Raw genomic sequence first — 21,885 nt, forward strand, 5'->3', positions numbered from 1 at the left:
CAGGGCACGCCGACATCGTCGGGGCCGGGGTCCAGGCTGTTGTTGCGGCCCTTGCGGAAGGTGGTCCCGATGGGGTGCACCGGGGGCAGGTAGACAACGTCGAAACCCATCGCCGCGATCGCGCCCAGCCTGCGCGCGGCGGTACGGAACGTACCGTGCGGCTCCTCGGCCGTGCCCTCGGAACGGGGGAAGAACTCGTACCACGCGCCGTACAGGGCCCGCTCCCGCTCGACCTGGAGAGGCAGCGGATCGGAGGCGGTGACCAGCTCACGCAGCGGATGGCGGGCCAGGACCGCGTCCACCTCCGGCGTCAACGCCGCCGCGAGCCGCGAGGCGGCCGGACGGGTCTCGTCGCGCAGCGCCGCCACGGCGGCCAGGACGACGTCCCGCTCGCCGCCCTGCCGGGGCGCCCCGGCGGCGGCCCGCTCGTACAGCCGGGCACCCTCCTCCAGGACCAGACCGGTGTCGATCCCGGCCGGGATCTTGATCCGGGCGTGGTGGCGCCAGGTGGTGACCGGGTCTCCCCACGCCTCGACCGTGTACGTCCAGCGGCCGGGCTCGCCGGCGCTCACGGTGGCGCCCCAGCGGTCGGTGCCCGGGGCCAGCTCGCGCATCGGCGTCCACGGGCCCGGGCGGCCCCGCGGATCGCGCAGGACGACGTTCGCGGCGACGGCGTCATGGCCCTCGCGGAACACGGTGGCCGAGATCTCGAACGACTCGCCGGTCACCGCCTTGGCCGGTCTGCGGCCGTGGCACACGCGGGGCGAGACGTCGAGGACGGGTATCCGGCCGACGGCGGGCTCGGCCGCCGGTGCCTTCTCCGGGCGCCGGGCCCGGTCCTGCGGGTCCGCGGCGCGGCGGCGGCGCGTGCTGCCCGGGCCGGTCTCGGCGCCGGTGTTCGTACCGGGCTTCGCGCCGGTGCCGGTACCGGTGCTCGTGCCGTCGGTCGGGGGTGGTGCGGGGTGGTGCGTGGCGGGCATGACCGCTCCTGTCCGCGTCAACGAGGGTGTGGGCGGATGTCTGTGGGGAGGTGGGTCCTGCGGGTCCATCCGTCGGGTGGTACCGCAGAAGCCTTCCCACCCTGTTCGGGTGAGCAATCCGGAGCTTTGTTAACTCCTCGCGCGTATGTCTACACACAAAGTTGGCCGCTTCTTGGTCCACCGGGTGGCGCAGTCCCCAGCGGCACCCGCACCGGCCCCGGTACGGTGCTGTGTGACGGGGCGCACAGTGCCGTGCGTCCTGCGGCGAAGCGCACGTGCCGTGCGTCCATCAGCAACGCGCCGAGGTGGAATGTGAAGGCGATCCGTCGGTTCACCGTCCGTCCCGTTCTCCCCGAGCCCCTCCGGCCGCTCAGCGAGCTGGCCCGCAATCTGCGCTGGTCCTGGCATGCGGAGACGCGTGATCTGTTCCAGTCCGCCGACCCTGAGCGCTGGGCCGCCTCGGGCGGCGACCCGGTACGGCTGCTCGGCGGCGTGCCCCCGGCGCGGCTCGCCGAGCTGGCCGCCGACCGCCGCTTCCTGCGCCGCCTGAACGCCGCCGCCGACGACCTCCACGACTATGTGCGCGGCGAGCGCTGGTACCAGGCGCAGCCCGCCGGACTGCCCGAGGCCGTCGCCTACTTCTCGCCCGAGTTCGGGATCACCGCCGCCCTGCCGCAGTACTCCGGCGGCCTCGGCATCCTGGCCGGCGACCACCTCAAGGCGGCCAGCGACCTCGGGGCGCCGCTGATCGGCGTCGGGCTGCTCTACCGGCACGGATACTTCCGCCAGACCCTGTCCCGGGACGGCTGGCAGCAGGAGCACTACCCGGTCCTGGACCCGCACGAGCTGCCCGTGACCCCGCTGCGGGAGGCCGACGGCAGCCCCGCCCGGGTGTCGCTTGCACTGCCCCGCGGCAAGGCCCTGCACGCCCGCGTCTGGCTCGCCCAGGTTGGCCGGATCCCGCTGCTTCTCCTGGACTCCGACGTGGAGGAGAACGACCTCGGCGAGCGCGGGGTGACCGACCGGCTGTACGGCGGCGGCAGCGAGCACCGGCTGCTCCAGGAGATGCTGCTGGGCATAGGAGGGGTGCGGGCGGTACGGACGTACTGCCGGCTCACCGGGCATCCCGCGCCGGAGGTGTTCCACACCAACGAGGGGCACGCGGGCTTCCTCGGCCTGGAGCGGATCGCGGAGCTGGGCGATCAGGGCCTGGACTTCGACGCCGCCCTGGAGGCGGTGCGCGCGGGCACGGTCTTCACCACGCACACCCCCGTCCCGGCCGGTATCGACCGCTTCGACCGGGAACTGGTCGCCCGGCACTTCGGCCCCGACGCCGAGTTGCCGCGCATCGACGTCGAGCGGATCCTGCGGCTGGGCCTGGAGACGTACCCGGGCGGCGAGCCGAACCTGTTCAACATGGCCGTGATGGGGCTGCGGCTGGCCCAGCGCGCCAACGGGGTGTCGCTGCTGCACGGCGGGGTCAGCCGGGAGATGTTCGCCGGGCTGTGGCCGGGCTTCGGCCCCGAGGAGGTGCCGATCACCTCGGTCACCAACGGGGTGCACGCCCCGACCTGGGTGGCGCCGGAGGTGTTCCGGCTCGGCGCCCGGCAGATCGGCGTGCAGCGCGCCGAGGACGCGCTGTCCGTGGGCGGCTCGGACCGCTGGGACGCGGTCGCCGACATCCCCGACCAGGACATCTGGGAGCTGCGCCGCGATCTGCGTGAGCAGTTGGTGACGGAGGTCCGCCGCCGGCTGTGGGCGTCCTGGCGGCAGCGCGGCGCGGGCCCGGCCGAGCTGGGCTGGATCGACGGCGTGCTCGATCCCGACGTGCTGACGATCGGTTTCGCCCGCCGCGTCCCCTCGTACAAGCGGCTGACGCTGATGCTGCGCGACCGGGACCGGCTGATGGACCTGCTGCTGCACCCCGAGCGGCCGCTGCAGATCGTCGTCGCGGGCAAGGCGCACCCGGCGGACGACGGCGGCAAGCGGCTGATCCAGGAACTGGTCCGCTTCGCCGACGACCCGCGCGTACGCCACCGGATCGTGTTCCTGCCCGACTACGGCATCGCCATGGCGCAGAAGCTCTACCAGGGCTGCGACGTGTGGCTGAACAACCCGCTGCGCCCGCTGGAGGCGTGCGGCACCTCCGGGATGAAGGCCGCGCTCAACGGCTGCCTCAACCTGTCGGTCCTGGACGGCTGGTGGGACGAGTGGTTCCAGCCCGACTTCGGCTGGGCGATCCCCACCGCGGACGGCGGCGGCCTCGGCCCGGTCACGGAGGAGGAGGCCGACCACCGCGACGACGTCGAGGCGGCCGCGCTCTACGAGCTGCTGGAGCGGCGCGTCGCGCCCCGCTTCTACGAACGCGGCCGGGGCGGCCTGCCGGACCGCTGGATCGAGATGGTCCGCCGCACCCTGGCCCTGCTGGGCCCCAAGGTGCTGGCCGGGCGGATGGTCCGCGAGTACGTCGACCGGCTCTACACGCCCGCCGCGCACGCCCACCGCGCCCTGGACGCGGACGCGGCGCGCGAGCTGGCGGCCTGGAAGGCGCGGGTGCGCTCCGCCTGGCACGGGGTGAGCGTCGACCACGTGGAGACCTCGGCCACCGCGAGCACCGCCGAACTGGGGGCCACCCTCGCGCTGCGGGTGCGCGTCGGCCTGGGCGGCCTGGGCCCGGAGGACGTCGAGGTGCAGGCCGTCTCGGGCCGGGTCGACGAGGAGGACCGCATCACGGACGCCACCACGGTCGCCCTGAAACCGTCCGGCGCCCCCGGCCCCGACGGCCGCTGGGCCTACGAGGGCCCCCTCCCCCTGGACCGCACCGGCCCCTACGGCTACACCGTCCGCATCCTCCCCACCCACCGCCTGCTCGCCTCCCCCGCCGAACTCGGTCTGGTCACGGAGCCCGAGCAGGACGCGGGGGAGGGGGCGGGGGTGCTGCTGCGCTGACCCGCCGCCGGCCGCCGCCGCCCGCTCGGCGGGACGGCCGGTCCGGTCGGCGGCACCGCTGCCGGACCGGCGGCGGCCGGAACGTCCGGCCCCCGTGCGGGAGCCCACCGCTGTCGGACCCGCGTGCTGACCGTGTGACGGTCAGGCCTCGTCCAGTTCGCCGCACAGGCGGCGCAGTACCGTGCCGCAGCGGCGGGCGTAGGCGTGCTGGAAGCCGCGGGCGGCGGGGCCGGCCGCGCGGGTGTACCACTTGGCGGGGCGGCTGAAGGCGGTCACGGTGAGCCAGACCGTGCCGTCGCCGGTGCGGTCCACGACGAAGGACTCCTCGCCGGTCTCGGGGTGGCCGGGCAGGGTGCCGTAGGCCCAGCCGGCCCGGCGGGGTTCGTCCACCGTCCACACGATCCGGCAGGGCGCCTTGATCATCCCGGCGAGGGTGACGGTGACGTCGGCGCCCGGGACGGCGCGCGCGGCGGCCGTGTCGATGCCGACGCCGGCCGCCCGGTGCAGTTCCCAGGTGAGGACGGCCTCGGCGGCGCGCCGGAACAGCTCCTCGCCCTCGCCGAGGCGGGTGCGCACGTGCAGCGGGCGGAAGCCGGGCGGGCAGTGTCCCTGCTCGCGGGTCGCGCCGACCTCCTCGTAGGTGAAGTCCTCCGAAGCCATGGGACCCAAGAGTAGGGCGGCACCCGGGGGATCGCTCCGCCCGGGTGCCGCCGTGTCGCCGGTTGTCGCGGAAGATCAGTTGACGTTGACCGCCGACCAGGTCGCCGCGACCGTCTTGTACTCGGTGCTGCTGGAGCCGTACAGGGCCGACGCCGCGTTCAGGGTCGCCGTGCGGGCGGCCTTGTAGTTGGTGGTCGACGTCATGTACGTGGTCAGCGCCTTGTACCAGATCTGCAGCGCCTTGTCCCGGCCGATGCCGGTGACCTTGGCGCCGTTGGAGGTGGGCGAGTTGTAGCTGACGCCGTTGATCACCTTGGCGCCGCTGCCCTCGCTCAGCAGGTAGAAGAAGTGGTTGGCGACGCCGGAGGAGTAGTGCACGTCCTTGTTGCCCACGCCGGAGGACCAGTAGTCGGCGGAGCCGCCGTCCTTGCTGGGCTTGTCCATGTAGCGCAGCGGGGTGCCGTCGCCGTTGATGTCGATCTTCTCGCCGATGAGGTAGTCGCCCTTGTCGGCGGCGTTGTTGGCGTAGAACTCGACACCGGTGCCGAAGATGTCGGAGGTCGCCTCGTTCAGGCCGCCGGACTCGCCGGAGTACTCCAGGCCCGCGGTGTTGGAGGTGACGCCGTGGCTCATCTCGTGGCCGGCCACGTCCAGCGCGGTCAGCGGGTGGTTGTTCCCGGAGCCGTCGCCGTAGGTCATGCAGAAGCAGCTGTCGTCCCAGAACGCGTTGACGTAGTTGCTGCCGTAGTGGACGCGGGAGTAGGCGCCCACGCCGTTGTTCTTGATGCCGTTGCGGCCGAAGGTGGACTTGTAGAAGTCCCACGTCTCCTGGGCGCCGTAGGCGGCGTCGGCGGCGGCCGTCTGGTCGGTGGCGGAGCTGGAGGCGGTGCCGGTGCCCCAGACGTCGTCGGCGTCGGTGAACAGCGTCCCGGTGCCGGAGGTCTTGTGGGCCAGGTTGTTCGTCTTGTGGCCGCCGCGCGTGGTGTCGTACAGCTGGTACGACGAGCCGGACTTGGTGGTGGTGAGCGTCACCTGGCCGGAGTACAGGGTCTTGCCGGTGCCGGTCTCGATGCCCTGGTACTCGAAGAGCTTCTTGCCGGTGGCCGCGTCGGTGATGACGTGCAGCTGGTTGGGCGTGCCGTCGTCCTGGAGGCCGCCGACGACCGTCTCGTAGGCGAGGACGGGTTTGCCGCTGCCGGCCCAGATGACCTTGCGCGGGGCCTGGTCGGCGGAGGTGCTGGCGGAACCGGCGGCCCGGGCGAGGGACAGCGCCTGCGTCTGGGCCTTGGCGGGGGCGACCTTCGGCGTGAGCGAGGCGACCTTGATGGTGGCCTCGGTGGCCTTGGTGACGCCTTCCGTCGCGCCGGCCCTGGAGGTGTGGACGATCAGGTCGCCGCCGAGGACGGGCAGGCCGGCGTAGGTGCGCTCGTAGCGGGTGTGCACGGTGCCGTCGGCGTCCTTGACGACGTCCTTGGCGACCAGCTTCTCCTGGACGCCGAGACCTATCTTCTGCGCCGTGGACTGCGCGTCGCTCTGCGCCTGGGCCAGCAGCGAGGTGCGGGCCGCGGTGCTCAGGGCGGCGGGGGCGGCGGCCAGGGTGCGGCCGGCGGAGTCGGCCGGGGCCTGGGCCGAGGCACTGGTGGCCAGTCCGGTGCTGAGCAGGGCTCCGGCGGCGACGGCGGTGGCGGCGGCCAGAAGAACGCGCTGGTGGCGCGAGGTACGGGGAGTCACACAAGCTCCTTATGTGGGGAGTCCGGCCGGCGTGGGGGTACCGGCCGGCTTGGGGGGTGGGGTCGCTTGCTCGTGCGGCGGGTGGAGAGAGAGTGACACCTAGGACGCGTACATGTCAGGACCCCGAGGTGATGTTGGCTGGAAACCGCCTGACTGGTTTCTGTTTCGTCGGTGTGAACGGGCGCCGCCCCGGGTGCCTCACCTCCGGAGCGGCGCCCTGCCCTGAAGGCCCGTCAGCGTGCTGAAGGACCGGGGGGAGGGGCCGAGTGACCGCGCGGACGGACCCGCGCGGCCCGTGCGTACCCGTAACGACGCGTTTACGGGAACGTCAGCTTCCAGCCGTCGATGTAGCCGGTGTCCTGCGGACCCTTGTCCTGAACCCGCAGCTTCCAGGTGCCGTTGGCCGCCACCGTGGACGCGTTGACCGTGTAGGTCTGGTGCACATCGGGCGTCGGGTCGGAGCTGCTGCTCTTGAGCCGGTACGTCTTCCCGGTGGGCGCGACCAGGTCGATCTGGAGGTCACCGCTGAAGGTGTGCACGATGTCCACCGTGACCTTGAGGTTCGAGGGGGCGTTGCCGGTACGCCCGGTGACCGAGATCGACGAGGTGACCGCCGCGCCGTAGTCCGGGATCTGCACGTCCGCGCTGTTCTCGAACGTGGTGCCGTCACCGGGGTCGCCCGGGTCACCGGGCCGCGAGCCGACGTTGACGGCCGCCCAGGCGTCCTGCACGGCCTTGTACTCGGCGCCGGTGGTCCCGTACAGCTCGCCGGCCGCCGCCAGCGTGCCGGTGCGCGCCGCCGCGTAGTTGGTGGTCGAGGTGAACTTCGTGGTCAGCGCCTTGTACCAGATCTGCAGCGCCTTGTCCCGACCGATGCCGGTGACCGGCAGCCCGTCCGAGGTGGGCGAGTTGTAGCTGACGCCGTTGATCACCTTGGCGCCGCTGCCCTCGCTCAGCAGGTAGAAGAAGTGGTTGGCGACGCCGGAGGAGTAGTGCACGTCCTTGTTGCCCACGCCGGAGGACCAGGAGTCCGCCGAGGCGCCGTCCTTGCTGGGCTTGTCCATGTAGCGCAGCGGGGTGCCGTCGCCGTTGATGTCGATCTTCTCGCCGATGAGGTAGTCGCCGACGTCCGAGCTGTTGTTGGCGTAGAACTCCACGCCGGTGCCGAAGATGTCGGAGGTCGCCTCGTTCAGGCCGCCGGACTCGCCGGAGTACTCCAGGCCCGCGGTGTTGGAGGTGACGCCGTGGCTCATCTCGTGGCCGGCCACGTCCAGCGAGGTCAGCGGGTCGGCGTTGTTGGAGCCGTCGCCGTAGGTCATGCAGAAGCAGCTGTCGTCCCAGAACGCGTTCACGTACGAGTTGCCGTAGTGGACGCGCGAGTAGGCCGCCTGGCCGTTGTTCTTGATGCCGTTGCGGCCGAAGGTGTTCTTGTAGAAGTCCCAGGTGACCGCCGCGCCGTAGTGGGCGTCGGCCCCCGCGGTGGCCGCGTTCGACGTGGTGCCGTTGCCCCAGGTGTCGTTGGTCTGCGAGAACAGCGTGCCGGTGCCCGACGAGCCGTGGTTGAGGTTGTACGTCTTGTGCCCGCCGCGCGCCCCGTCGTTCAGCGTGTACGTCGACCCCGACTGGGTCGTCGTCAGCTGGACCTGGCCGCTGTACTGGGTGTTGCCGACCCCGGTCTCGATGCCCTGGTGGCGGAACAGCTCCTTGCCCGTGTGCGCGTCGGTGATGACGTGCAGCTGGTTGGGCGTCCCGTCGTCCTGGAAACCGCCGATCACCGTCTCGTACGCCAGCACCGGCGTGCCGTTCGCCGCCCAGACCACCTGGCGGGAGGAGGGCGCCACCGAGGTCTTCGCCGCGCCCAGCGACCTGGCGCGCTGCAGCGCCTGCTTCTCCACGGCCGCCTTCGACACGGCCGGAGTGAGGCTGCTGACCCGCACGGCCGCGTTCGTCGCCCTGACCACCCGCTCGGTCGTGCCCGACTTCGCGGTGTCGACGACGAGGTCGCCGCCGAGGACGGGCAGGCCGGCGTAGGTGCGCTCGTAGCGGGTGTGCACGGTGCCGTCGGCGTCCTTGACGACGTCCTTGACGACCAGCTTCTCCTGGGCGCCGAGGCCGAGGTCCTTGGCCGTGCGGGCCTTGGTGCCGTCGGCGTCGCGGATCAGCTCGGCGCGCTGCGAGGGCGTGAGCCGCACGGCCAGATGGGCCGTGTTGATCTTCCCGGTCTGCGGCGCGTGCCCGGGGGCGGCGCTCGCGGCGCCCGACTGGACGGCCGCGGCGATCAGCGCGGCGACACCGGCCAGGGCGATGCCCGCCGCCCGGCGGTGCGTGGTGGGGGAGGAGGTGGGGGAGGTGCGTCTGCGGGAGCTGCTGCTACTCAACACTGACTCCTTCTGCGCGGCCGCGGGTCGCACGGCCATGGGGGAGATCCGGACGCGGGGTCGGCCGTCCGGGCAGAACTGCGAGAAGCGGAACCAGGTGCGGACGTGCGGGGTGCGAGATGCGGCGGTACGCGGTACGCGGTGCACGGTGCGCCATGCGAAGGTGCGCGGCGCGGGGGTGCGGGGGTGCCGGTGGTACGCGGTGCGGGGGGTGCCGGTGGTGCGCGGTGCGGGAGTGCGGGGGTGCCGGTGGTGCGCCGTGCGGCGGTGCCCGGCCGGGTCACAGTCCTCGAACTGTGGGGGATGCTGTGGGGTGGCTGTGCACGGCCGAGGGGAAGATTGGCAGGAGGACGTGGCTGTTGTCAGGAGCGCGTCACTAAGTTGGCTGGAAAACGTTCGTTGTCCGGAAGTTCATGTTCGGTATACGAACCGGACGCGGGTCCGCGCCCGGTGGCCGCCGCCCCGGGGGAGGGGGCGGCGGCCGGTACCGGGGACGAGCCGCTGCCGCTGTGTCAGACCTGATAGCGGTCGGCGGCGAAGAGGTGCGGGTGGCCCGCGATCCAGTCGGAGGTGCGCCGCAGCCCTTCCTCCAGCGGGACCTCCGGCTCCCAGCCGGCCCACTCGCGGGCCCGGGAGTTGTCCGAGAGCAGCCGCTGCACCTCGCTGCCCGCCGGGCGCAGCCGGCCGGGATCGACGACGATCTCGGCGTCCCGCCCCGAGGCAATGACCAGCGCCTTGGCCAGGTCACCGACGGAGATCTCCTGCCCGGTGCCGAGGTTGACGCTGTGGCCCACGGCGCGCTCGCAGGCGGCCAGCGCGAGGAACCCGGCGGCGGTGTCGGTGACGTAGGTGAAGTCACGGGTCGGGGTGAGCGAACCGAGCTTGATCCGGCGTACTCCCGCGTGCAGTTGGGAAAGGATCGTGGGGATCACCGCACGCGCGGACTGCCGGGGGCCGTAGGTGTTGAAGGGACGTACGACGGTCACCGGCAGCTCGAACGCGTGCCAGTGCGACAGCGCCATCATGTCCGCGCCGATCTTGGACGCGGAGTACGGCGACTGCGGCTGCAGCGGGTGGTCCTCGCTGATCGGCGCGGTGCGGGCGGTGCCGTAGACCTCGCTGGTGGAGGTGTGCACCAGGCGGCGCACGGCGTGCCGGCGGCATGCCTCGGCCACGTTTTCCGTGCCCACCACGTTGGTCTGCACGTACGCGCCCGGCGAGTCGTAGCTGTACGGGATGCCGATCAGGGCGGCGAGGTGGAAGACGGTGTCGCAGCCGGCCACGGCGTCCATCACCCGCCCGGCGTCGCGGACATCGCCGGCCACCATCTCCACCGGGCCGTGCGGGTCGGTGAGGTAGCGGGCGAGGTGGCCCTTGTCGCCGTACGGCTTGTAGTGCACGAACGCGCGGACGCGCGCCCCGCGCCTGACGAGCGCGTCCACGAGGGTGGACCCGATGAACCCTTCGGCGCCGGTGACCAGGACGGTACGGCCGGTCCAGTCGAAGGGGGCGGGCGTGGGCATGGGGGTGGGGGTGTCGGAGGTGGTGAGGGTGGTGGTGTCGCCGGGGGCGCTGGTGCCGTTCATGCTGCGGTCTCCGAGTCGGGGTGCGGGGCGGATGCGAGGAGGTGAGGGGCGGTACCGGGACGGGGCGGGGGACCGGAGTCAGAACCGGAAGCGGAGCCGGAGCCGAAGCCGGGCGAGGGCGCCGTATGGCCGGACAGGTCGAGGACGTGGGCGGCCAGCAGGTCGGCGGCTCGGGCGTGCCGGCCGCCGGGTGCGGCGGCCGCCATGGCGGTCAGCCGGTGCGGCTCGGCGAGCAGCGGCTCGGCCAGGGCGGCCAGCCGCTCGGCGTCCGCTTCGGCGTCGGGCAGCAGCAGCCCGGCGCCGGCGTCGGTGAGCACCCGGGCGTTGTGCGTCTGGTGGTCCCCGGGCGCGTACGGGTACGGCACCAGCACGGCGGGTGTCCGGGTGGCCGACAGTTCGGCGACGGTCGCCGAACCGGCCCGGCACACGGCCAGGTCGGCCGCCGCGTAGGCGAGGTCCATCCGGTCCAGGTATGGCACGGCGGTCGCCACCCGGTCGCCGCCGCTCGCGGCCAGCTGCCCGCGCACCTCCGCCAGCGCGGCCGGGCCCGTCTTGATCAGCAGCTGGACGTCCGTACGGTCCCGCCAGCGCCGCGCGAGACCGGTCGCCGCGGCGGTGAGCCTGGCCGCGCCCAGGCTGCCGCCGTTCACCAGCACCAGCCGCCCCCGGCCCGGGACGCCGAGCGCCCGCCGGGCGGCGGCCCGCAGTCCGGGACGGCGGCGGTCCAGCGCGGCCAGTTCCGCCGCGATCGGCATGCCCACGACGTCCGCGTGCCGGCTGCCGGGCAGGTGCTCGCGGCCCGCCTCGAAGGCCAGGGTGATCCGGTCGGTGAGCAGCGCGGCGAACCGGTTGGCGCGGCCGGGCACCGCGTTGGACTCGTGGATCACGCTGGGCAGCCCGGCCAGCCGGGCGCCGACGATCACGGGTGCGCTCGGGTAGCCGCCCATGCCCACCGCGACCTGCGCGCCCTGCTCCCGCAGGATCGACCGGCACTGGGCGCCGGACTTCGCCAGCGCGGCGGGCAGCAGGAAGCGCCGGGCGCCGAGCGAGGGATCGAAGGGGATCATGTCGACGGTGTGCAGCCGGAAACCGGCGTCCGGGATGAGCCGTGTCTCCAGGCCGCGTTCCGTGCCGACGAACGAGATCACGGCGTCCGGTACGGCCCGCAGCAGCGCCTCGGCCAGTGCCAGGCCGGGGTAGATGTGCCCGCCGGTGCCGCCGGCGCCGATCACCACCGACAGACGGGACGGGGACGGGGATACGTGCTGGGTCCTCGGTGTCCTCATGGGGCTCACGCTGCTGGCGGCGTCTAAGAACTTTTTAAGACCGCGTTTGGCAGGCTGTCCGGTATGAGCGGTGCCGACGGGTGCGGGAGAGCACCGAAGATCCTGGTCGTGGACGACGAGCCCGAGGTGCGGTACGCCGTCGCCGACGGGCTGGCCGTGGAGGGCTACGACGTGCGCGGGGCCGAGGACGGTCTGGCGGCGCTGGCCGCGGTCGCCGGGTGGGCGCCCGACGCGATGGTGCTCGACGTGATGATGCCGGGCCTGGACGGGCTGGCGGTGTGCCGGCGGCTGCGCGCCCTGGGCGACCGCCTGCCCGTGCTGGTGCTGACGGCGCTGGACTCGGTCAGCGAGCGGGTGGACGGCCTCGACGCGGGGGCCGACGACTACCTCGTCAAGCCCTTCGCGCTGGACGAGCTGGTGGCGCGGGTCCGCGCGCTGCTGCGCCGCACCGCCACCGCTGCCGCCGCCGAGCCCGGAGCGGACGCGGTGCCCGGCTTCGCCGATCTGGTGGTGGACGCGGCCACCCGCACCGGGTGGCGCGCGGGTCGCGCCATCGAGTTCAGCCGCACCGAGTTCCTCGTCCTGGAGCTGCTGCTGCGCCACCCCGGGCAGGTGCTGCCGCGCGAGACGATCCTGGAACGCGTGTGGGGCCGCGACTTCGGCCCCGACTCCAACTCGCTCGCCGTCTACATCGGCTACCTGCGCCGCAAGCTGGAGGCGGGCGGCGAGCCACGGCTGGTGCACACCGTGCACGGCGTGGGCTACCGGCTGGACCTGCCCCGAGAGCCGCAGGAGCCGCCGCGGGATCTCCACCCCCAGGCCGACCCGCCGCGAGACCTCGGGGACCGGCCATGAGGATCACGGTACGGGCCGGTACGGGGACTCGGCGCGGAGCGGACGGGCGCGGGGCGGCCGGGCACGAGCCGGACCGGCGTGGCGGGAACCGTCGCGGAGGGGAGGGACGCGGAGGGGGCGGACGCGGAGGGGACGGGCGCGGATCGGGCGGACGCGGGTCGGGCTGGCACGGACGTGGCTGGGGCGGCGCGGACCGGGGCGGCACGGGCCGAGATGGCGCGGGCCGAGATGGCGCGGGCCGAGGTGGACCGGACGGAGATGGACCGGGCCGCGGTGGCGCGGACGGAGGTGGCTGGGGCCGAGGCGGCCCGGACCGAGGCGGACCCGGCGGGGGAGCCCCGGGCGGAGGCGGCCCGAGTGGAGCAGCCCCGGGCAGAGGCGGCTCCGACCGAGGCGGGTCCGGCGGGGGAGCCCCGGGCGGAGGCGGCCCGAGTGGAGCAGCCCCAGGCGGAGGTGGCTCCGATCTAGGCGGGCCCGGCGGAGGCGTCCCGGGCGGAGGCGGGCCGGGTGGCGACAGTGCGGATCGAGGCGGGTCCGGCGGGGGAGCCCCGGGCGGAGGCGGCCCGAGTGGAGCAGCCCCAGGCGGAGGTGGCTCCGACCGAGGCGGGTCCGGCGGGGGAGCCCCGGGCGGAGGCGGACCGGGTGGCGACAGTGCGGACCGAGGCGGACCCGGCGGAGGAATCCCAGGCGGAGGCGGACCCGGCGGAGGCGTCCCGGCCGGAGGCGGCCCGGCCCGGCGGCGGCACGCCCGCTGGCTGCGCCGCCGCCCCCTGCGCACCCGCCTGACCCTGGCCGCCTCCCTCGCGGTGGCGGCCGTCGCCCTCGGTGTGTGCGGTGCCGCGTTCCTGGTGATCCGCCACCAGTTGCAGCACCAGCTCGACCTGCACCTGACCCAGTCCGCCCGGCTGGCCGCCCAGCAGTACCGGCACGAGCCGGTGGGCGTGGTGCAGGGCGAGTGCCGTTTCCTCGCCGCCCCGGCCTGCGCCCAGCTGGTCCCGGCCCGGGCCGCCCAGGACCCGGCCGCGCCGTATCTGCTGCCGGTCACCCGCGCCACCCGCGAGGTCGCGGCCGGCACCCGGGGCGCCTACTACAGCGACCCGGAGCTGGCCGGACACCGGGCGAGGATGCTCACCACGCACCTGGACACCGGCCGGGCCGTCCAGGTCGCGGCCCGCGCCGACACCGTCGACCAGGGGGTACGGCAGGCCGCCGGCGTCCTCGCCGTGGTCGGCGCGGCCGGGGTGGTGCTGGCCGGCGCCCTCGGCTCCTGGGTCTCCCGTACGGGCCTGGCCCCGGTCAGCCGCCTCACCGCGACCGCCGAACGCATCGCCATCACCCGCGACGCCCGGCACCGCATCGAGCTGCCGCCCGAGCGCGCGGGCCGCGAGGACGAGGTCACGCGGCTCGCGGCCGCGTTCAACACCATGCTGGACGAACTGGAGAAGTCCGTCGGCGCGCAGCGCCGGCTGGTGGCCGACGCCTCGCACGAACTGCGCACCCCGCTCACCGCGCTGCGCACCAACGCCGAACTGCTCACCCGTTCCGCCCGCCTCACCGACGCCCAGCGCGAACGGGCGGCGGCCGCGCTCGGCCGCCAGTTGCGCGAGGTCACCGTGCTGGTCAACGACCTGATCGAGCTGGCCCGCGACGAGGAACCGGACCCGCTGGTGGAGGACGTACGCCTGGCGCCCCTGGTCACCCACGCCGTGACGGCGGCCCGCGACCACTGGCCGGCCGTCCCCTTCGCCCTGGCCGTGGACCCGGACGCCGAGGCCGTCACGGTCGCGGGCGTACCGGCCCGGCTCGCCCGCCTGCTGTCGAGCCTCCTCGACAACGCGGCGAAGTTCAGCCCGCCCGGCCGCCCGGTCGAGGTGACGTTCACCCGCCTCGGGGACCACCTCGACGTGACCGTACGCGACCACGGACCCGGCATCTCCGACGAGGACCTGCCCTACGTCTTCGACCGCTTCTACCGCGCCCGCACGGCCCGTGCCCTGCCCGGCTCCGGCCTGGGCCTGGCCATGGCCCGCCAGATCGCCCGCGCACACGCCGCCGACCTCACCGCGGGCCACGCCCCGGGCGGCGGCGCACTGCTGAGCCTGCGCATCCCGTCCGCCGGCCCGTCGTGAACCGGACCAGCGACCTCACGCGACCCCCGGGCCGGCCCCTGCGAACCTGCCCCGCACGAAGACCGCCGCAGCTCAGCTGACCTGCGCCCCGGCAGACATACCGGCCAACGCGCGCCGCACCGCCGCCCTCGCCGCCCGGGCCCGCGACCAGGAACCTGAGCTGCTCCTCAGCCGCCTCCCACGTGGCCCTCGCCCACATGGGCCCCGGTCAGCCCCGGCCCTCGATGATCGTGGTGAGGTCCGTGAGGCTGTCGATGCGCCAGTCGGCTGCTCGGACCACCTCCGGGTCGTCCGCCCACAGGTGTCCCCACGGTCCGCGTCGCAGGTGTGCCGTGCGCAGGCCGGCGGCTTTCGCGGGGAAGATGTCGTTGGCCGGGTGGTCGCCCACGTACAGGGTCCTGTCGGGAGCGGCCCGGCCTGCCTCGACCGCGCGTCGGAAGAACTCGGGCCGAGGCTTGGCGACGCCCCACTCGCCGGACGTGGCGACGAGGTCGGCCGGGAGCGCCAGGGCGCGCAGCAGTTCACCCGCCCGCGCTGTCTGGTTGCCCGCGACCACCACGCGCACGCCGCGCACGCGGAGCGCCGACAGCGCCGGGCGTACGTCCTCGTAGAGGTCGCTCTCGTCGAGGTGCTCACCGCGGCCGGCGGCCTCCCGGGCCCGGTACTCGGCGTCCAGGTCGATGCCGGGGCGCGCCAGCCGGAGGGCGTCCGCGTTGCAGCGGCCCTGAGCGACGACGGCGCCGACGAGAGCCGAGAGGGTATGACGTGGCACCCTCAGCCAGTCGGACCAGGAGGCCCAGTAGCGGTCGTCGCGGGTGATCGTCTCCCCGATGTCGAACACGATGGTCTCCATCACCCCGCGAGCCTAGCCAGCCGGCCACGACGCCCGGTCCTGCGGGCGGGGCCGGAGTCGGGTCCGGGGGGCCGGCGGGTCACCCGGCCTCGTGCAGGAGCGTGGCCAGTTCGGTGGGGCGGTCGAGCATCGGCCAGTGGCTGCCGGGGAGGTCGCGGTGGGTCCGGTTCCGGTCCGCCATGTGGCGGAAGGCGGGGACCGTGGTGGCCAGGTGGCGGGCCTGTTCGGCGGTGAAGCCGCACAGGATGTGCAGTCGGGGCAGTGCCTCCCAGGTGCCGGTGAGCCGTACCGGTGTGGTCGCGGTGGCCCACGGCTGGGGGGCGGACAGGCGGATCAGCCGGTCGAGGGACTGCTCCGACAGCGCGCCCAGTTCGGAGGTCATCTCACGCCACGGCGGCGGGGGGAGCAGCCGGCCGCGGCCCGCCGTGCGGACCAGCTCGGCGTTGCGGGCCTGCTCCTCGGGCGAGGCGAACTGCGCCTGGGACATGCCGTCCGGCAGCGGTCCGCCGTCCACGAACACCAGCCGCGCGATCCGCTCCGGCATCCGGTCCGCCACGCCCGGCACGACCGCCGCGCCCGCGTAGCTGTGGCCGACCAGCACCACGTCCCGCAGGTCCGCGCGCCGGATCAGGTCGAGCACGTCGGTGATGTGCGTCTCCAGGTCCGTGCCGGGACCGGCCAGGTGGGCCCGCTCGCCCAGGCCCGTCAGGCTCAGCGGGTGCACCTCGTGGCCGTGCCCGCGCAGCGCGTCGGTGACATCGCGCCAGGCCCAGGCGCCGAGCCAGAACCCGGGGAGGAGCACGTAGGTCGTCATGCCGGTCACATGAGGGCCCATAGCGGGCAGATTCCGCCCGGTATCCGAGGGAGAATCCCGGCATGACCCGCCCGACCGCCCGTGTCCTCGCCCTGCTGGAGATCCTCCAGTCCGGCGGCACCCGTACCGTCGCCGAACTCGCCGCCCGGCTCGACGTGGACGAACGCACCGTCCGCCGCTACGTCGGCCATCTCATCGACCTGGACGTCCCGGTCCGCTCGGTGCGCGGGCGCTACGGCGGCTACCGGCTCGCCCCCGGCTACCGGATGCCGCCTTTGATGCTCACCGACGAGGAGGCGCTGGCCGTGCTGCTCGGCCTGGTCGCCGGCCGCCGCGCCGGGCTGGTCACCACCACCGTCGCCGCGGCGGAGAGCGCCGCCGCCAAGGTGCGCCGGGTGCTGCCCGAGGCGCTGGGCCGCCGCCTGGACGCGCTGCTGTCCACCGCCGACTTCACGGCCGCGGCCCGCCCCGTGGCCACCCCGGAGACGGGCGTCCTGCTCCTGCTCGCCGAGGCCGCCCGGGACCGGCGGCCGGTCGCCCTGGGCTACACCTCCTGGAACGGCCGCCCCAGCGAGCGCGTCCTGCACCCGTACGGGATCGTCGCCCACTCCGGGCGCTGGTACGTCACGGGGGCGGACTCCGCGGCCGGCGAGGTCCGCACCTTCCGGCTGGACCGGATCAGGACCGCGACCGCGCTGCCGGGGACGTTCGAGGTGCCCACCGGGTTCGACCCGGCCGCCCAGGTGCTCTCCGGGCTGGCCCGCGTCCCCTACCGGCACGACGTGTCCGTACGGGTCCGGGGCACCGCCGAGCAGATCCGCGCCCGCCTTCCGGCCGGTGTCGCGACCGTCCGCGAACTGGACGACGACGGCGGCGACTGGGTCCGGCTGCGGCTGCGGGCCGAGCGCCTGGAGTGGGTCCCCTCCGTCCTCGCCTGGCTCGACCTGCCGTTCGTGATCGAGTCCCCGCAGGCCCTGCGCGACGAGGTCCGCGCCCTGTCCCGCCGGCTCGCGCAGTACGCCGACGCCGACGGGGACGGGGATGGGGAAGGGGACGGGGAGACGGGGGTGGAGGGCGGTGACTCGGGGGGCCGGATCTAGGGGCTCAGGCGCGCGGAGCGGCGTCGTGGAGGACGCAGAACAGGCCCCTCGCGGGGGTGCCGTCCGGCAGGTTCCAGACGGCGGTGACCTGGCCGGTCGCCGCTGCTGCCCCTGCCGACGCCGTCGGCGGCAGGGGTGAGCCGTCCGGGGCGGTGGGGCGCAGGACGCGGTGCACGCGCAGGGTCGTACCGTCCGCAGCGGACAGGTCCGTGGCGTCCGCGCTGTCGGTGGCCGGGGCGAAGCGCGTGGGGACCGGGCCGGTGCCGGTGCAGGAGCGGGCGACGTCCTTGTCCTCGGTGTCGCTCGTGCTCTGCGCCTGGGCCGGGACCCGGCCCTCGATCAGGGCCGGCAACTGGGCGGTGAACACCGGGTCGTGGCAGCCGTCGTAGACCCAGCGCCTGCCCAGCACCCCGTGTTCCATGGTGCCCACCAGCGCGTGCTCCGCGCCGTCGAGCGGGGCGCCGCGGTAGGTGAGCGGCGCGAGATAGGTGACCGGGGCGGCACCGGAGGCGATGTCGTTGACGACGAGGAACTCGATGCCGACCTCGCCCTCCGGGTCGTCCAGGCGGAAGCCGCCCGCCTTCTCCAGTAGCGGCGCGCCGTCGCCGCCGTACCAGGGACGGGACGGCAGCCAGGCCGTCAGCAGTTCGAGCTTGGTCGGATGGATCGTGGTGCGGTGGATGACGGCCATGCCGGGTGTTCTCCTCCGTCGAACGGGTCCGGGCGAGCGCTCCCAGCCTGCCATCACCCGGCGGGCCCGCCCGCAGCCCGGTCGCCACCGAGCCGCGGAGGTCCGCCGGGGACACCTCGCCGGACGCACCTCACCCGGCCGCCGCCCCGGCACCCGCCCCGCCCTTGGACGGCGACGCCCCGCTCCCGCCGGCGGACCCGCCGTCCCCGTGCCACGTGTGCCACAGCGCCGCGTACGCCCCGCCCGCCGCGACCAGTTCGTCGTGGGTGCCCAGTTCGGTCAGGCGGCCCTCCTCCATCACGGCGACCCGGTCGGCGTCGTGGGCGGTGTGCAGGCGGTGGGCGATGGCGATGACGGTGCGGCCCTCCAGCACGGCGGCCAGGGCGCGTTCGGTGTGGCGGGCGGTCGTCGGGTCGAGCAGGGCGGTGGCCTCGTCCAGGATCAGGGTGTGCGGATCGGCCAGCACCACCCGGGCCAGCGCGAGCTGCTGCGCCCGGGAACCGTCGGTGGGCCGCTCGCCCGTGCCCAGCGCGGTGTCCAGGCCCTCCGGCAGTTCCCGCACCCAGGCGTCCGCGCCCACCGCGGCCAGCGCCGACCACACCTGCTCGTCCGTCGCCGCCGGTTCGGCGATCCGCAGGTTGTCGCGGACCGTGCCCAGGAACACGTGGTGCTCCTGGGTGACGAGCACGACCTGACGGCGCAGCCGCTCCGGTTCCAGCCCGGCGACCGGCACGCCGCCCACCGTGACCGAGCCCTCGGTCGGCGCGTCCACCCCCGCCAGCAGCCTGCTCAGCGTCGTCTTGCCGGCGCCGGACGGTCCCACCACCGCCAGCCGCTCCCCGGGCCGCACCGTCAGGTCCACCCCGCGCAGCACCTCGCCGCCGCGCTCATAGGCGTACCGCACCCCGGTGACGTCGATACGGTCGTGCGCCGGGGCGCAGGAGGCGGTCGCGGCGGTACGCGGGGCCCGGGCCAGGCCCTCCACCCGGGCGAACGAGGCGCCGCTGCTCTGCAGTTGCTCCACGTGCATGAGGACCCGGTCCAGCGGATCGGCCAGCTGCCGCAGGTACAGCGCGGCGGCCACCACCGCGCCCACACTCACCGCGTCCCGCGCGTACAGCGCGCCGCCGGCCAGCAGCGCCGCGGCCACGGGCAGCAGGTACGCGGTCTCGACCACCGGGAAGAACACGGTGCGCAGGAACAGCGTGTACAGCCGGGTCCGCCGGGACGCCTCCAGCGCGTCCCGGCTCGCCGCGACCCGCCGGCCGGCCAGCCGGAACGCCTCCACCGTACGGGCCCCGGAGGCGGTCGCCGCCAGGATCTCCGCGATCTGCGAGGCCGCCGCGCCCTCGGCGAGGTAACCGTCCCGGGCCCGGCGCAGATACCAGCGCGTGACCAGCCACACCGGTGTCAGCGCGAGCACGCCGACCGCGCCGAGCAGCGGATCGATCAGGAACACGGCGACCAGCAGGAACACCGCCTGCACCGCGCTCACCAGCAGTTCGGGACCCACGTCCCGCAGCGTGGTGCCGACGGTGTCCACGTCCGCGGTGCCCCGCGTGGTCAGGTCACCGGTGCCGGCCCGCTCCACCACCGACGCGGGCAGCGCCAGCGCCCGGTCCACGTACTCCTCGCGCACCCGCGCCAGCGTGCGCTCACCGAACCGGTACCCGACGTACCGCGCCCAGCGGGCCAGCAGCAGCTGCGCCAGCGCGCACCCCACGATCACCAGGGCCAGCCGGTCCACCGCGCCCACCCCGGCACCGGCGCGCACCCGGTCGATGATCCGGCCCAGCAGCCACGGGCCGGCCAGACCCGCCGCGGCGGCCAGCCCGTTCAGGGCGAGGGCGGCCGTGAACGCGCGCCCGTCGGCCCGGACCAGCCGCACCGCGGCCCGCCGCACCCGCGCGGGCCCGGCCACCGGCAGCCGCCCCGCGTCCTCGCCCGCCGCCGCCAGGCCCGCCGCGCGCCCTGTTGCCGTACGGCCCGCCGTACGCGTACCGCCCGTCACCCGGCTCATCGCACACTCTCCTTCACACCGGAAGCATCCGAGTCCGCACCGGAAGCGTCCGAGTCCACGCCGGAAGCGTCCGAGCGCGCACCGCGAGCGTCCGGCGCGCAGGCGTCCCCGCCCGGCACGCACCCGCCCGCCGCGTCCCCGCCCGCCGCGTCGCCCTCCTCCGCGTCCCGCGCCACCAGCGCGCGGTACGCCGGCTCCGCGGCCAGCAGTTCGCGGTGGGTGCCGGTGGCCGCGACCTTGCCGCCGACCAGGAGGTGCACGGTGTCGGCGTGGTCGAGGACCAGCGGCGAGGTGGTGGTGAGGACCGTCGTACGGCCCGCCCGCGCCCGCCGCAGCCGCGCCGCGACCGCCGCCTCGGTGTGCGCGTCCAGCGCCGAGGTCGGCTCCACGGCGAGCAGCACCTCCGGGTCGGCCAGCAGTGCCCGGGCCAGCCGGACGCGCTGGCGCTGCCCGCCGGAGAGGCTGCGGCCCTGCGCGGAGACGGCCGCGTCCAGACCGGCCGGGAGCCCCTGCACGACGTCGTCGGCGACGGCCGCGTGCAGCGCCCGCGCCACCGTGTCCGCGTCCCGGTCCCGGCGGCCGCCCAGCAGCTCCCGCAGGGTGCCGGCGAACAGGTCGGCCTCGTGGTCGGCGACCAGGACCCGCTCCCGTACGACGGGCAGCGCGATCTCGTCGAGCCGCACCCCGCCCCAGGTGGCCGCCGACGGCTCGTAGCGGCCCAGCCGGTCCAGGACGGCCGCCGCCTCGGCGGGGCGGGCGCAGGCCAGCGCGGTCAGCCGCCCCGGCCGCACCCGTACGCCCGAGTCCGGGTCGTGCAGCACCGAGGGCTCGGCGGGGGCGTCGCGGGTGCCGGTGTCCTCCTCCGGCTCGATCCGCAGCAGCGCGACCACCCGGCGCGCGGCCACCACGCCCCGGCTCAGCTCGTAGGCCGACTCGACGAGGAACGACACCGGGGTCACCAGCACGGCGACATAGCCGTACACCGACACCAGTTCGCCCACGGTGATCTCGCCCTCGGCGGCCAGCCGGGCCGCCAGCCAGGTCACCACGGCCAGGAGCAGCGTCGGCAGCCCCACGCCGAACGCCTGCAGCCAGCTGCTCACCGCGCCCACCCGGTAGCCCTGTTCCCGCAGCCGCTGCGAGTCGCGGCCGAACGCGTCCGCGAACAGCCTCTTGCCGCCCAGCCCGTTCAGGACGCGCAGCCCGCCCGCGAGGTCCGCGATCCGCGCGGTCAGCACGGCCTGCCGCTCCCGGTACTCGCCCTCGACGCCTTGCAGGCGCCGGGTGAGCGGCCCGACGAGCAGCACGGTCAGCGGCACCCCGAGCAGGACGACGGCGGCCAGCAGGACGGAGAGGGACAGCAGCAGTCCCGCCACGACCGTGTAGACGACGAACGCGCCGATGCCGGGACCGACCACCGTCAGGCACTGGCTGATGACCCGGACGTCACCCACCCCCACGGTGACGACCTCGCCGGCGCCCACCCGGCGCGGCAGCGCGGCGCCGAGCCGGACCACATGGTCGACGACGACCTTCACCGTGCGGAAATTGGCGTCCATCCGCACCCGGGTCATCGTGCGGTGCCGCAGGATGCTGAGCCAGGCGTTGACCGCGCCGACCGCGAACAGGGCCGCCGACCAGCCCGCCAGGGCACCCATGCGCCGGGGCTGGAGCCCGTCGTCCACCGCCCGCGCCATCAGGTACGGGGTCGCCGCCAGCAGCACCATCCAGACACTGGCCAGCACCGCCCCGGCCACCGACCGCCCGGGCTGCCGGGTCACCAGCCACCACAGATAGCGCGGGCCGCTGCGGCGGTCGGGCGTGCCCGGGTCCTCGTACGCGTCGATCACTGC

At 74.7% G+C, this 21,885-nt stretch carries 16 protein-coding genes; 5 read left to right on the forward strand and 11 right to left on the reverse strand.

The window, feature by feature from the left end:
* A partial coding sequence (locus ABZ858_RS27050; RefSeq protein ID WP_361383793.1) for a maltotransferase domain-containing protein occupies positions 1-980 on the reverse strand: 980 nt, incomplete at its 3' end.
* A gap of 312 nt (positions 981-1,292) precedes the next feature.
* Between ABZ858_RS27050 and ABZ858_RS27055 the strand changes: the two genes are divergently transcribed.
* Positions 1,293-3,929 (forward strand): glycosyltransferase family 1 protein, encoded by a 2,637-nt coding sequence (locus ABZ858_RS27055; RefSeq protein WP_361383796.1) that lies wholly within the window; start codon positions 1,293-1,295, stop codon positions 3,927-3,929.
* Positions 3,930-4,070: 141 nt separating this feature from the next.
* Here ABZ858_RS27055 and ABZ858_RS27060 read toward each other — a convergent pair whose 3' ends face one another.
* The 5 genes from ABZ858_RS27060 to ABZ858_RS27080 form a co-directional block, all read right to left on the reverse strand.
* Positions 4,071-4,589 (reverse strand): DUF1990 domain-containing protein, encoded by a 519-nt coding sequence (locus tag ABZ858_RS27060; protein WP_361383799.1) that lies wholly within the window; start codon positions 4,587-4,589, stop codon positions 4,071-4,073.
* A gap of 75 nt (positions 4,590-4,664) precedes the next feature.
* Positions 4,665-6,320 (reverse strand): M4 family metallopeptidase, encoded by a 1,656-nt coding sequence (locus ABZ858_RS27065; protein WP_361383801.1) that lies wholly within the window; start codon positions 6,318-6,320, stop codon positions 4,665-4,667.
* A gap of 317 nt (positions 6,321-6,637) precedes the next feature.
* On the reverse strand, positions 6,638-8,698 hold the full coding sequence (locus ABZ858_RS27070; RefSeq protein WP_361383803.1) for a M4 family metallopeptidase: 2,061 nt from the start codon (positions 8,696-8,698) through the stop codon (positions 6,638-6,640).
* Between the two features lie 512 nt (positions 8,699-9,210).
* Entirely contained in the window at positions 9,211-10,221 is a 1,011-nt protein-coding gene (locus ABZ858_RS27075; RefSeq protein WP_361384265.1) for a GDP-mannose 4,6-dehydratase, read from the reverse strand.
* 59 nt (positions 10,222-10,280) lie between these two features.
* Positions 10,281-11,570 (reverse strand): UDP-N-acetylglucosamine--N-acetylmuramyl-(pentapeptide) pyrophosphoryl-undecaprenol N-acetylglucosamine transferase, encoded by a 1,290-nt coding sequence (locus ABZ858_RS27080; RefSeq protein WP_361383806.1) that lies wholly within the window; start codon positions 11,568-11,570, stop codon positions 10,281-10,283.
* Between the two features lie 63 nt (positions 11,571-11,633).
* On the opposite strand from ABZ858_RS27080, the gene ABZ858_RS27085 reads away from it, so the two are divergent.
* From ABZ858_RS27085 to ABZ858_RS27095, 3 genes are all read left to right on the forward strand, one after another.
* A complete protein-coding gene (locus ABZ858_RS27085) occupies positions 11,634-12,425 on the forward strand; it encodes a response regulator transcription factor (RefSeq protein ID WP_361383809.1) in 792 nt (263 codons plus the stop codon).
* Between the two features lie 567 nt (positions 12,426-12,992).
* Positions 12,993-13,211 carry a hypothetical protein gene (locus ABZ858_RS27090; protein WP_361384289.1) on the forward strand — a complete coding sequence of 73 codons (219 nt, stop codon included), beginning with the start codon at positions 12,993-12,995 and terminating at the stop codon, positions 13,209-13,211.
* Positions 13,212-13,213: 2 nt separating this feature from the next.
* Positions 13,214-14,554, forward strand: coding sequence for a HAMP domain-containing sensor histidine kinase (locus ABZ858_RS27095; protein ID WP_361384268.1), 1,341 nt, complete (start codon positions 13,214-13,216; stop codon positions 14,552-14,554).
* A 208-nt stretch (positions 14,555-14,762) separates the two neighbouring features.
* Here the strand turns inward: ABZ858_RS27095 and ABZ858_RS27100 are convergent, their stop codons facing one another.
* Positions 14,763-15,407 carry an HAD family hydrolase gene (locus tag ABZ858_RS27100; RefSeq protein ID WP_361384271.1) on the reverse strand — a complete coding sequence of 215 codons (645 nt, stop codon included), beginning with the start codon at positions 15,405-15,407 and terminating at the stop codon, positions 14,763-14,765.
* 79 nt (positions 15,408-15,486) lie between these two features.
* Positions 15,487-16,221: an alpha/beta hydrolase gene (locus ABZ858_RS27105; RefSeq protein ID WP_361383812.1), complete on the reverse strand. Its 735-nt coding sequence runs from the start codon at positions 16,219-16,221 to the stop codon at positions 15,487-15,489.
* 62 nt (positions 16,222-16,283) lie between these two features.
* Between ABZ858_RS27105 and ABZ858_RS27110 the strand changes: the two genes are divergently transcribed.
* Positions 16,284-17,321: a YafY family protein gene (locus ABZ858_RS27110; RefSeq protein ID WP_361383815.1), complete on the forward strand. Its 1,038-nt coding sequence runs from the start codon at positions 16,284-16,286 to the stop codon at positions 17,319-17,321.
* 4 nt (positions 17,322-17,325) lie between these two features.
* Here the strand turns inward: ABZ858_RS27110 and ABZ858_RS27115 are convergent, their stop codons facing one another.
* The 3 genes from ABZ858_RS27115 to ABZ858_RS27125 form a co-directional block, all read right to left on the reverse strand.
* Positions 17,326-18,012 (reverse strand): 1,4-alpha-glucan branching protein, encoded by a 687-nt coding sequence (locus ABZ858_RS27115; protein ID WP_361383818.1) that lies wholly within the window; start codon positions 18,010-18,012, stop codon positions 17,326-17,328.
* A gap of 130 nt (positions 18,013-18,142) precedes the next feature.
* Positions 18,143-20,032, reverse strand: coding sequence for an ABC transporter ATP-binding protein (locus ABZ858_RS27120; protein ID WP_361383821.1), 1,890 nt, complete (start codon positions 20,030-20,032; stop codon positions 18,143-18,145).
* Entirely contained in the window at positions 20,029-21,882 is a 1,854-nt protein-coding gene (locus tag ABZ858_RS27125; RefSeq protein WP_361383824.1) for an ABC transporter ATP-binding protein, read from the reverse strand. The genes ABZ858_RS27120 and ABZ858_RS27125 overlap by 4 nt, the downstream gene beginning before the upstream one ends.
* Positions 21,883-21,885: the final 3 nt, after the last annotated feature.

It is taken from the genome of Streptomyces sp. NPDC047017, from assembly GCF_040644175.1.
Taxonomy (GTDB): domain Bacteria; phylum Actinomycetota; class Actinomycetes; order Streptomycetales; family Streptomycetaceae; genus Streptomyces.